The 12,065-nt window shown below is 46.5% G+C and carries 10 protein-coding genes and 1 pseudogene; 4 read left to right on the top strand and 7 right to left on the bottom strand.

Annotated elements, in window-relative coordinates; genetic code table 11:
- Positions 1-353: 353 nt before the first annotated feature.
- The 3 genes from QUA27_RS20940 (at position 354) to coaBC (ending at position 2,579) form a co-directional block, all read left to right on the top strand.
- On the top strand, positions 354-977 hold the full coding sequence (locus QUA27_RS20940; RefSeq protein ID WP_333070147.1) for an alpha/beta hydrolase: 624 nt from the start codon (positions 354-356) through the stop codon (positions 975-977).
- A 45-nt stretch (positions 978-1,022) separates the two neighbouring features.
- Entirely contained in the window at positions 1,023-1,235 is a 213-nt protein-coding gene (isiD, locus tag QUA27_RS20935) for a protein IsiD (protein ID WP_006632739.1), read from the top strand.
- Between the two features lie 144 nt (positions 1,236-1,379).
- Positions 1,380-2,579 carry a bifunctional phosphopantothenoylcysteine decarboxylase/phosphopantothenate--cysteine ligase CoaBC gene (gene coaBC / locus QUA27_RS20930; protein WP_333070146.1) on the top strand — a complete coding sequence of 400 codons (1,200 nt, stop codon included), beginning with the start codon at positions 1,380-1,382 and terminating at the stop codon, positions 2,577-2,579.
- Between the two features lie 16 nt (positions 2,580-2,595).
- On the opposite strand, the gene QUA27_RS20925 is transcribed toward coaBC, so the two are convergent.
- A complete protein-coding gene (locus QUA27_RS20925; RefSeq protein WP_333070145.1) occupies positions 2,596-2,988 on the bottom strand; it encodes a helix-turn-helix domain-containing transcriptional regulator in 393 nt (130 codons plus the stop codon).
- Positions 2,957-3,304, bottom strand: a complete 348-nt coding sequence (locus QUA27_RS20920) for a type II toxin-antitoxin system RelE/ParE family toxin (protein ID WP_333070144.1) — start codon at positions 3,302-3,304, stop codon at positions 2,957-2,959. The genes QUA27_RS20925 and QUA27_RS20920 overlap by 32 nt, the downstream gene beginning before the upstream one ends.
- Before the next feature lie 170 nt (positions 3,305-3,474).
- On the opposite strand from QUA27_RS20920, the gene QUA27_RS20915 reads away from it, so the two are divergent.
- Positions 3,475-3,948 (top strand): hypothetical protein, encoded by a 474-nt coding sequence (locus QUA27_RS20915; protein ID WP_333070142.1) that lies wholly within the window; start codon positions 3,475-3,477, stop codon positions 3,946-3,948.
- 653 nt (positions 3,949-4,601) lie between these two features.
- Here the strand turns inward: QUA27_RS20915 and QUA27_RS20910 are convergent.
- The 5 genes and pseudogenes from QUA27_RS20910 to QUA27_RS20895 form a co-directional block, all read right to left on the bottom strand.
- Positions 4,602-6,182: an FG-GAP-like repeat-containing protein gene (locus QUA27_RS20910; protein ID WP_333070141.1), complete on the bottom strand. Its 1,581-nt coding sequence runs from the start codon at positions 6,180-6,182 to the stop codon at positions 4,602-4,604.
- A 279-nt stretch (positions 6,183-6,461) separates the two neighbouring features.
- Positions 6,462-9,038, bottom strand: a complete 2,577-nt coding sequence (locus QUA27_RS20905; protein WP_333070139.1) for a TIGR03032 family protein — start codon at positions 9,036-9,038, stop codon at positions 6,462-6,464.
- Between the two features lie 967 nt (positions 9,039-10,005).
- Positions 10,006-10,128 (bottom strand): annotated as a pseudogene (locus tag QUA27_RS27490) (transposase); the annotation flags it as partial.
- A 145-nt stretch (positions 10,129-10,273) separates the two neighbouring features.
- Entirely contained in the window at positions 10,274-11,344 is a 1,071-nt protein-coding gene (locus QUA27_RS20900) for an aromatic ring-hydroxylating dioxygenase subunit alpha (protein ID WP_333070138.1), read from the bottom strand.
- Entirely contained in the window at positions 11,344-12,030 is a 687-nt protein-coding gene (locus QUA27_RS20895) for a class I SAM-dependent methyltransferase (protein ID WP_333070136.1), read from the bottom strand. The genes QUA27_RS20900 and QUA27_RS20895 overlap by 1 nt, the downstream gene beginning before the upstream one ends.
- Positions 12,031-12,065: the final 35 nt, after the last annotated feature.

Here is a 12,065-nt window from a genome sequence, read left to right as displayed (position 1 = left end):
ACTGGGAGCATCTCAATGAAAGCAGCCCAGCTAGAAATAGGAGTTTGGAGGCAGGAGGCAGGAGGAAGAAGGAAAGAGCCAGGAGGAAAGAGTCAGAAGAAAAGAGCCAGAAAAAGTGTTTTACAAATATGAGATGCTCCCTAATTCCTGTGTAGAAAATGCGAACAATCCGCACTCTACTTGGGAAAGATGCGGATTTCGCACTCACTCTACTTTCAACTGTTAACTGTTATAGTTATTGGCAAGCGCGTGCAAATTCCTAGTGGAATATTGCCGAAAACAAATATATGGGGTTTGACCCGTCGTCACAATTTATAATTGTAGCAAGACCAGATTACCAATTATTAACTACGATGTCTTTACAATCTATTAGCATTCCGCCCACAACCGATCGCAAACCTGTCGCTTTGATTGTCGCTTTGCATGGATGGGGTGCTAATGCTCGGGATTTGACTCCCTTAGCACCGGCTTTCAATTTGCCGGATTATCAGTTTGTGTTTCCCGATGCCCCCTTTCCCCATCCGCAAGTAAGCAGGGGCAAAGCGTGGTATAACCTTCAAAGCAAAGACGCTCAGGGATTGGTAGAAAGCCGGCAATTGCTGAGGGAATTTTTGCTGTCTTTGGAAAGCAGCACGGGCGTGCCTTTGTCTCGCACGATTTTAGGTGGCTTTTCTCAAGGCGGAGCGATGACTCTAGATGTGGGATTGACTTTGCCCGTAGCCGGTTTAATTTGTTTGAGCGGTTATTTACACCCGATTTCGCCAGTTGCTGGGAGTGCTTTGCCACCTGTTTTAATCGTACACGGTACTCAAGATACTATTGTTCCCGTTAGTGCTGCTGCGCGATCGCGCGAGAGTTTGACGGCTTGGGGAGCTGCGGTGCAGTATCAAGAATTTAACATGGGACACGAGATTCTGCCGGAAGTTATAGATGTAATGCGAAGTTTTGTTGTAGAAACTGTGTCGAAATCTGATTAAAGGTTTAGTATATAGTATGGCGGAAGTCTCGGGCAGGGGAAAAAAATGAAAACTTTAACCAAAGCATCGCGCGATATTGCTGTACTTACTTCTCAGGACGTGGCAGAATTGGCTGTCCGTTTGGAAGTTGACGATTATACAGATCCTTTTGAGGGATTGAATGATTGGCATTTGTTGCGATCGCTTGCCTTTCAGCGGCCGGAGCTGGTTGAACCTTATCTCCACCTTCTGGATATGGAAGCCTACGACGAAGCATAGACTTAAAAATCTAGCTCGAAAATTTCGACGGAATTGAGGAAGAAGTTAGCAGCATATGTTGTTGCGGATTAAACAGATGAATTAGGGATTTTAGCCTGTTTTTATCTTAATTTCTTTCTTGATTCTTTTTTATGAAAAAATGACATGAAAGGCAGACGAATTTTAATCGGCGTTAGTGGCGGGATTGCGGCTTACAAAGTTTGCGAAGTAGTTTCCACTTTAGCGAAAGCAGGAGCTGAAGTTAAAGCTATTCTTACTGATGCGGCCGGGGAGTTTGTAACGCCTTTGACTTTTGCTACTCTGTGCCGCCATCCTGCTTTTACTGACAAAGATTTTTGGCAAGCAAGTCACGGGCGCCCCCTGCATATTCAATTGGGAGAATGGGCGGAAGTTTTTGTTATTGCTCCTTTGACAGCTAATACTTTGGCTAAGTTGGCGGGGGGTTTTGCTGATAATTTGTTGACTAATACTGTCTTAGCTTCTACTTGCCCAATTTTGCTGGCACCGGCGATGAATACGGATATGTGGGAACAGCCGGCGGTGCAGCGGAATTGGCGGGAAGTGTTGACTTATCGGCGCTATCATGCTGCGAATCCGGGGGCGGGAATGCTGGCGTGCGATCGCGCCGGTGTCGGCCGCATGGCAGAACCTTATGAGATTTTGCCTCATATTGAATCGCTGTTGTATGCGAAGGGCGATCGAGATTTAGCCGGCCTTCGGGTGTTGATCGGTGCGGGAGGAACGCGGGAACACCTCGATCCGGTGCGGTTTATCGGCAATCCTTCCAGTGGCAAAATGGGTATAGCTTTGGCGCAAGCTGCACAGCACCGCGGCGCTACAGTGACGCTGGTACACAGTATAACTGGCGAGTTGCCGCTGTCAGGTGTGCGGGCGATCGCAGTTACGAGTGCACAAGAAATGCGGCAGGCGATGCTGCAATGCTTTCCCGATGCTGATTTGACGGTGATGGCTGCGGCGGTAGCGGATGTGAAGCCGGCTGAGTACAGTAGTGAGAAACTGCCGAAGCGATGGCTCCCGAATTGTTTACCGTTGGCACCGGTAGCGGATATTGTGGCAGAGTTGGGAAATTTGAAACAGCCGCACCAAAAATTAATTGGGTTTGCAGCACAAACTGGGGATATTGTCAAGCCAGCTTTGGAGAAATTGCGGGCGAAGAAACTCGATGTAATTGCCGCAAACCCGATCGATCGAATAGGTGCAGGTTTCGGCAGCAATACCAATGAAGCAATATTAATTAATGCCGCCGGGAAGCAAGTAGAAATAGCATCTTGCAGCAAGCTAGAAATGGCTCACCGATTGTTAGATTTTGTGAGGGAAGGGTGAGGGCGCGATTTACTCATTAACTGGCATTAACTACTGGTTCGGGCGATAATTCTGATTCTCCAAAATCCGTTGATTTCGAGTCAGCGGGCAAATCAGTATCTGCAACATTAATTTCTAGTTTAAATCCTAACACTTCGAGCAATTCTACCAAACAGTAAATTTCCGAACCGCCGCTTTCAGTCAGCATCTTATCGAGTTTTTCGTGAAGTTCTTTTGCTGACTCCGAAAGAGAATTCATCCTGATTCTAGCCTCAATCACATTTCTGATGGCATTTCTCAGGAGTGCGGGTTCAGGGTCTTTTTCTTCCAAAATAGCCCAGATGTAACCACCAGCTTCTTCAGCCTCTTTGAGAGATTCAATTAGGTACTCGCGGTAGCTATGACTTGTCGGTGCTTTCACGTCTTTCATAATCTTTCCAGTATGCTATGGCTTGTCGAATATCTTGTTCTTGAGTGCTTTTATCTCCGGCTACCAGGATGACCACCACGGTCAACCCAACTTGTCCGAAGTAGACGCGGTAGCCCGGGCCATAATTAATTCTGAGCTCAAAAACTCCTTCTCCTACTGACTTTATATCTCCGAGATTGCCTTGTTGAACTCGGTCAAGCCTAGACTTGATTTTAACCCTGACATTCCGATCGCGGACGGAATCAAGCCACTCGTTGAAAGGAAATTTACCATCTGATGTACCGTAACTTGTAATTTCCCTGGGTTGTACTTCCACAATTTTATCCTAATTCTTTGCCAATTTCTATAATAAGGCTGTGAAGCCTAGCTACCCCGTAGGGAATCGCCCTCACATTTAAAAACTAAATCATACTTCAGACAGAGGCATTAGATCGCCTTTCAGGTAAACCTTGTGCAGGAAACTTTAATTAAAACAGGGCATTGTGAATGAATTTTAAATCGATCGCAAAAACCAATCTACTATTCGGCAGCCTGATAATTAGCCTCGGATTGCAAACACTTCCAGCCACAGCGCAAGCAGTCACCAACGCGCAAGTTTCCGCCCTCGTAGAAGCGCTGCGACAAGCCGCGCCGCCACAAGCCGCAAATGACGGAATGTACAGTCAGTGGCAAGTTTTACCCAAGAATATTTCCCGCTGGGCAAAATTTTGTACCAAACAAGATTTAACACCGCAACAATTTGAGGCCGACGCGACAAAAGCCAAATCAATTGTTACCTGTATCGTGGGCGATTTGCTGCGCGACGAATACAAAGCTAGCAGCAACAATGAATTAACCGCTGTACGCCGCGCCGCTTGCTGGTGGATGACTGGGGAATCCGCAGCTTGCAAAAGTGGCGCAACTGCTACTTATGCCGATAAAGTTGTCAGCGTTTACCAGCAGCAGCGGCCTAAAAAGTAAAGTTTGTGCTGCAGAATTTAGATTTTTTTGACTGCCGCCCCTAGGTTTTAGGGAATACCGGGACTCGGAGGAGTAAGTTAAATAGGGGCGCAAATGACGGCTGAAAAATTGCACCATCCGTGCATTATCAAGCGTTATTTTGATGCACGGCTGATTGATTGAAGAGAGTTGTCATATCATTTCCGGTTACACCGTCCGTGATGTTGACGGTTGAGGGTTGACTGTTGACTCTGTGAACAGTCAACCCTCAAAAGTGAGCTCGAATTTACTATTCCGATGCTAACGGATTTGATATCATTTGATACACTTTGATTATATTAGTGGACGTGTTTTGAGATGCTCTGCCCTCTTCTCAATGGTGCGATTGCCACTAACTATATATCGATGAGAATCAATTGTTAAAAACGCTTGATTCCGGCGATTCCGGTATTAGGTTTAAGGCAGCTTATCCGAGGAAAAGGCAAGCTCTGGGTTCGCCTGAGCTGCCTTCATTTTATCTCACAAAACCTGGTTTGATTCGTAGCGGGATTTGAGCTTTTCATCAGAGATGTTTTGCCTTGAATTGAGCGACTCTTTAGTCGAGGCAAAAAGTAGCGCGGGGACGGGTCAGCCACAAGCGCTGCTGACCCGTCGCACTCAGCCGGTGCGCGGTTCTAGACTGCGACGAAATTGGAGGCAGTCAGAGTATTAGTATTCACCCCAGTCAGGACGGCTAAAACGTCACTACCCACACGAATCTGATTCCCGGAGAACGACAGATTCCCAAACGTTAAACCTCCAGTCAGACCGATTTTATCGCTACCCAAACTGAAGTCAGTAATCGTATCGGTGCCCTCGCCTGCTGCAAACACGAAAACATCCTTGCCGTTGCCACCGGTCAAGATGTCGCTACCTAGTCCACCCCTCAAGGTGTCCTCGCCATTGTCACCGTTGAGTACGTCGTTGCCGGCGTTCCCGAATAGCAAGTCAGTGCCATTGCCGCCAATCAAGGTGTCGTTCCCGGCATTGCCGGTGAGGGTGTCGTTACCGTTGCCGCCATTGAGGGAGTCGTTCCCGGCATTACCCGTGAGGGTGTCGTTGCCGTTGCCACCCATTTGAGTACCGCCGACACCGACGGTGACAGTACCGCTGCTGCTGCCGCCTTTACCATCGCTGAGGCTGTAGTTAAAGCTGGCGTTGCCGCTAAAACCAGTAGTCGGGGTGAAGGTGATAAAGTCATCGGCACTGTTGGTTGGAGTACCGTTGTCGTTGAGGACGGCGGTGCCTCCGGTGGGGTTGCTGACGCCGGTGATACTTAAGGGGTCGTTGTTGGCATCGGTGTCGTTGGCTAGCAGGGTAGCAACAGAGATGTTAGTTGCTGTGTTTTGATTGGTGCTAACCGTGTCAGGATTGGCGACGGGGGGAGTGTTGACAGGCGCGGTCGGACCGTTTTGGTAGTAGCGGATTCCGCCATCATAAGCCCCAACAAAGGCATCCAAATCACCATCGGAGTCAATATCGGCCAAGGTTGGGACGGCGTTAAAACCCACAGAAACGCCGTTAAAGGGGTTGGCGGTGCCGGTAAGTTGGGTAAATGTGCCGCCGTTGTTTTGGAAGTAGGCGATTATGCCATCACCTGTCCCAATAATGGCATCTAAATCGCTATCAGAGTCAATATCGGCAAAGGTTGGGCCGGTATACTTACCCACATTAACGCCATTAACGCCGTTAAGGGGGTTGGCGGTGCCGGTAAGTTGGGTAAAGGTGCCACCGTTGTTTTGGTAGTAGCTGATTGTGCCAGAATTTGACCCAACAAAGGCATCCAAATCGCCATCCTTGTCGATGTCGGCAAAGGTTGGGGAGCTCGAATACCCCACATTAACGCCGTTAAGGGGGTTGGCGGTGCCGGTAAGTTTGGTAAATGTGCCGCCGGTGTTTTGGTAGTAGCTGATTGTGCCAAATTCTGTTCCAACAAAGGCATCTAAATCCCCATCCTTGTCGATGTCGGCAAAGGTTGGGCGGCTGTTAGTGATCCCCACAACGCCGTTAAGGGGGTTGGCGGTGCCGGAAAGTTCTGTAAAAGTGCCGCCGTTGTTTTGGTAATAGCGGATTGTGCCACTCTCTGACCCAACAAAGGCATCTAAATCCTCATCCTTGTCGATGTCAGCGTCGATGTCAGCAAAGGTTGGCGCGGCGCGAAAACCCACATCTACACTGCTAAAGGGGTTGCCGGGAAGTTCTGTGAAAGTTGCCATTTTTATATGCTCCTAATTGGATGGTTTACTTGGTATCAACTCACTGAGCGAGTCGGGAAAGCTTGAGCGCTTCATCTGGAATTTTTTGATTTTTTCGCTCATTTTTCATTCGCAGGCGTCTAGCAGGGGTGAAAATGTCTTAACTCTCTTCGGCGGCGAACGAGAGTTTATCAATTTCAAGTTTTTGGGTTTAATTAATTGCATAGCCAAGGCAGCGGAGAGGATGGGTAATAATTTGTGCAATTCCGGTAGGGGCCATTCCCCCGGAGCCAGCCCCTATCATTGGGCGCTGCCGGAGTCACCGCCCCTAGGTTTTAGGGAATACCGAGACTCGGAGCAGTAAGTTAAATACGATCGCAAATGACGGCGGACAAATTGCAGCATCGGTGCATTCTCCCTAGAAACGGCAAATTTATACTGCGGCACAAAACTGCTTATTTGGCGTTTAATTGCTGACGCTAATAAAGAAATTCCGCGACCCATTCTCTGAAATTTCGGCAAGACAAATAATGTGGAATAGCGAATTGTATCTTCAGCAACGCGATGCGTCACTATCCAGCCGACTATTTCGTTTTGATAGCGCAATCCCAAACTATTGAGCGGTTCGATTCGCGCTTCATCTTTGAAGGGGGAAAGCATTTCTGGATACTCTTTTCGCGCCAAAATGCTTTGTTTTTCTTCGGCTGTTAACTCGCTCCAAGGGAAAATTTCAAACTTTTCTGGTAAAGGATATTTATGCAGCCAAGGAGCTCGATCAATTTTTTCGGTGATAGTTTGCCCTAATAAAAAAGTGGTCTGGGGAGCTAACCAGCCGCATTTTTGCAGCAGCGGTTCTAAAGCGAGGGTACTAATTTCACTACTTTGATAAGCGATTCCTACCTGGGTACATCCTTGCTTAACTAAATGGTTTTCCAAATAAGCTACCAACAGAGTGCCAATTCCTTGATGTCGGTGCGCGGGAACTACGAATAAGGAAAGAATTTCGGCAGAAGTGGATGAAATTGTCTCTGAAGCGGGGAGAATTTCAGCAATTACCATTCCTATCATTTGACTATCAATGGTGGCGGAAATTCCAAAGAGTTGGCCGCGCTGGGGGTGGGTTTGCCAGCGTTTTTGCAAGCTGGGAAAGGTAAAGGCTTCGTAGGCGATCGCATTGTCGGGATTCAGGTGATAAACGGATTGGTATTTGACTGCGGGGCGCGGCGTTTTGGGGGCTTGTGTTTCTCGATTTGGGTTGGGTTGTTGGGTGGGCGGTGCGATCGCGTTAGGGTGCGACAAAGTGGCGATCGCTTTTCTCGCTTCGGCATTGTCGGGTTTGAGACGCAGCACTTCCCTGAAATACTTTTCTGCTACGTCATTTTCTCCACACGAGGCGTGCAGTTTGCCGAGGTTGAGATGGGCGAGATAGAAGTTAGAATCGAGGCGCAAAGTTTCTTCATATCCGGCTTTTGCTGCTTCGAGATTTCCTTGCAATAGGTAAGCGCTGGCGAGATTGCACCGGGTGGCTGCTCGATCGGGGTTTACTTGTAGCGCTTGCTGGTAATAGGCGATCGCTTCGGGAATTTTTCCTTGTAATTGCCGGAGATTTCCCAGGTTATTGTAGGCGGCGATATAGTTGGCATCGAGGGAAATTGCTGCTTGGAAACAAGCGGCGGCTTCTTCTAATAACCCTTGTTTTTGCAATTCCCTGCCGCGCTCAAAATTCGCGGCGGCGGTTTCTGGAGGGGGGCAGCTACGAGGGGCAGCCCATACGCTTTCGTCGGTTTCGGTGATTTTTACAGGAGTTTCAGGGGGGTGATGAATGCCCGGTCTAATTGATACAATGCGGTTACAACCGGGAAATGTAATTAAGCGTTCAATTTCATCTGTTTGAAATCCTAACGCTATTGGGTGGCGCACTCCGGGCAATACGGCGATGTCGAATAATTCTTTGACAACTTCTTCAAATATCAGCCAGTGAACGATGTTGCCGGTGGTTAAATCCACTACCATTAATCCGCATTGAGATTGTTGCTTTTGCGCGTCCAAGCGATCGTCTAATGCCAATCCTTGAAAATTGTCATGTCTGGGTTTGGAGAGTCCGACGATGGCAAAATTTTTGTGAAATGCTAACCCTCGCACGAAACCGGGGCAAAAAGCGATCGGCTGAAATTGTCCGTTTTCCACATAGCCTAATTCGCCACTCCCGGAGTTGAGTACCCACAGTTTTTCTTGATAAAATCGGGGCGAGTGAGGCATGGTTAAACCGCTACAAATGATTTCGTTAGAACGAATATCGATAATGCACCCGCCGCCTTGCCTGTCTAATCGCCAACCTGCGGGGACATCAGTTTGGGAACAAGCGGTCACGCAAGCAGGTTCGCCGTCTACCATTGCCAAACCGTTGAGGTGACAGCGATCTTCGGCGGCGAGGGAGGAGATAAACGGCGGTTGCCAGATGGGGCGAAAACTGTAGTCGCGATCGAGGGTAGCGAGACAGCTATATTGGGTGTTGATAAATACCCAATTTTGCGATTTATCTACGATTAAGTCGTGAGTATTTACGTCGCCGGTGGTGTAAGCAATGCGGGGAACGTAGAGTTTGTCGTACTCTAAATAATCCCCTACCTCCTGGCTGCAAAGGTTGTCAAATTGCCAGATTTGATAGCGGGTACTCATTACGAGGCGATCGCTTGTTGCAAAGAGTCCCATCGGGCGCTCGAATTCGCGATCGAACACTGATAATCTCCCGTCGGGTTTCAATCCGATGAGGAATAACCGATTGGTTTGATAGGTGGTGAAGGCGAGGCTGATTCTCTGTGCAGCCAGCCATTCATTCAAGTGAGTTGAGGCGGTAATCGGAATAAGAGAAGTCATAAATTCACCCTAAAATATTTAGAAACAGTGCCAATAACTAATAAGATTCATTCCGGCTGCACCAAACTTAGAGGGAAAGGGGAAAAGAAGTAAATAGTAAAAACTAAAAACTAAAAGTTATTTCTTTTTACTTTTGACTTCCCAGGGGGATAAAGGGAAAGGATGATTTTTTGATTGCGGGCATGAGTCAAGCTCGGATATTCCTTACTCCTAAGTTTTTTGACTTAATTTACCGGACTTGATGTAACGCCTTTTTTGGCGCAAATTTTATTTTTTTGTCGAAAAAATTAGCTTGGCTGCTGAACAAACTTACAAAAATGAGGGCAATAAGTTACGATATTTCTCTGATAATCGCTGTTGCTAACCTCTATCTTCTGGCGCTATGTCTGTGTCTCAATCTCTTGTGATGTTTTATCCCCGATAAATAAAAAAAGTGTTTGTTGTTTACGCTGCTGGCTTTTAGCATTCGCTTCACAAAAAAAAACGAAGTGGAGATGCTGTCCCACCCTAGAAGCCAGGGTTTGGCCCAAGCAAAGCAGCCAGTAAATTTGAGCCTGAATGTAGCAGTCCTGAGCAAATATGGAGTTTGTAACGACTCATCATTAGGATTCTCCTGAGTGTAGATTGCATCTGCCAAAGGAATGATTTTCCCTGTTAACTTTACCCCTCACTATTATCTATTTAGATAGGTGTCAGCCTAAAAAAAAATATTTTTTTAGATTAGCAGGGGGATAGACCAGCGTCAACTATTCTCTTCTTTCAGAAGTGTGAAATTGATACAAAACTTTACATTTAGAGTCAAGCAACGATCGCATCGTTCCTTAACTCTAAATTTGGCTCTGAATATAAATGAAGATGGATCGAGGGCAGTTGATTTAAAAGACTTGCTGCCAAATATCGGCTTTTTTGCGATCGATAAAACCGTGTGGCGATGCTTTCCCACTTTCGATAATGTTCACCGCAGGTGTCACCGCGGGGCACCTGTTCTGAGTATCCACAGAATGCTGTTCACCACTTGTCGGCGGTCGCGATCGGGTTTACCTGTTCGGGGTTTCAGTGGTGGAAGTAGCGGTTTTAACCAATCCCACTGTTGGTTGCTTAAGTCTCCAAGGGTTCATGAGCGTTAACAGCTTGCGATCGCCTATTTTCTAGGATACAACGAGGCAAGAAAACACGCCCTAGCCTGTGCAGGCTGGTTTCATTCGTCCCGCCGCAGGTTTCAATCCGATCCTGAATTATCCATTTTCTGCCTGACTTCTCATCAACTTTTGCACGCTGGCTAAAGCGCGATTTAATTCATAACTCTTTCTTTCTGAATTCTGCAAAAAAGCCTGCTGTTCTTCCTCAATCATTAACACATCCTGCCGCACCAAACCATCTAATAACTTTTGAGCAGCACCGAAACAAATATCTTTAATAAACTTGCGAAACCAAACAGGCAATTTGTGAAGCCGCCAAAACGCATTTAATGAGGTAAAATGAATTAAATAAGCGCGAGTTGCTGTCTCGCTCACCGGACAAACCAAGCAGTAAATCTTAAAGTCGCTCCCCAAAGTTGAAACCCAGTGCGGGTAAACATAACTCACCTCTAGCGGTTCCGGGTGCAGTCGGCGCAGAGATTTAAAAAATAACTGAGAAATTGACCAGATTTTATCTATTTTGTAATAACTTTGTGCCTGATAGCGAGCAGTTACTTGACAATCATCTTCGTCTAAAGTCTCTAATACCGGATTTGCCCAAGCTTGCCAATCATCGTGCAAGTGTCCGTGGTACATATCCATCAAGTTTTCAATTAAAAATGAATAGTGTGCCTGACAGTCGATGACTGAAACTGTGGCAATATAATTGAGATGTTCCCACTCTGATAAATCTAATAAATCTATTTTTTCTGCTTTGGTTTCGTCCCCTGGAAACAGCCAGATAAAACCGTTTTTTTCCTTAACTGGATAGGAGCGAATTTTGCAGTTAGGTAGCTTTTGATTTTCTGCTAAATAATCCACTTCGGCGCATTCACCGCTTGCATTTAAACGCCATCCGTGGTAAGCACATTCGATTAAATCGCCTTTAACTCGGCCGTGGCTGAGTTTAACTTGCCGGTGGGGACATCTATCTTCTAAAGCGTTGATTTTGCCTGCACTGTCGCGGAAAAGTACGATCGCCCGATTCCAGATTTTCGCAGCTAGCGGGTGAGTTTGCACCTCGCTGCTGCGGGCGATCGCATACCAGCGATCGAGATTAATGCCCAACTCGCGGATGTGAGTTTTTTCTCCCCTTGCAGCTACCGATTTTATCGCGTTGTTTTGCATTACAAATGTTCCCAAATTACGCCCATAAAACAACCCAATTTTACAAAATAACAGCCCGGAAAGCAACGACCGTAAATTTTTCTAAATCTCCGTTCTGACAAATACCTGTCGCTAGCTAAATGTTTCAACCAACTTGGCGACAGTCTAAATCTTAATAATCTTAAAGCATTGCGAAATCCGTAGGTGGAACAGTCTGGTCTAAAATCTCTCGCCGCACCTAATATGTAGCCTATTGTCGCAGGTGTTTCAACTTCCGATATATGATCTAAAAAGACGATTTTTCCGTGCGGATTTAACAATTTTTTAATTGCAGCGAGGGAGGCAGGGAGGTTCGGCAGGTGGTGAAAAGTAGTAGCACTAACTATTAAATCAAATTTGCGCTCGAGTGCTAATTGACTAGCATCCATTTGGATGTATTCGATATTGGGTGCTGAGCGTTTTTGACGGGCGATGTCCAGCATTTTTGCTGATAAATCGACGGCCACTACATTATCGTAATACTGGGCTAACTCAAAAGTAAGAATTCCCGAACCGCAGCCAATATCTAATACTGCACCTTTGCTGGTCGATAAATTTTTAGTAAAGAAATCGTTCTGGCTTTGCAAGGTGGCGGCGAAATCGTATTCTGTTGCAAAAGCATCAAACATTACAGATTTATTGCGAATTTTGCAGTTACTCTTCAGCATCTATTATTGCTTTATACTCATTCAATAATATTTTA

Source organism: Microcoleus harperi Pol14_C6 (assembly GCF_036701295.1).
GTDB lineage: Bacteria > Cyanobacteriota > Cyanobacteriia > Cyanobacteriales > Microcoleaceae > Microcoleus.
Note: the sequence above shows the minus strand (reverse complement) of the source record. Positions and strands in the feature narration are given on the sequence as shown.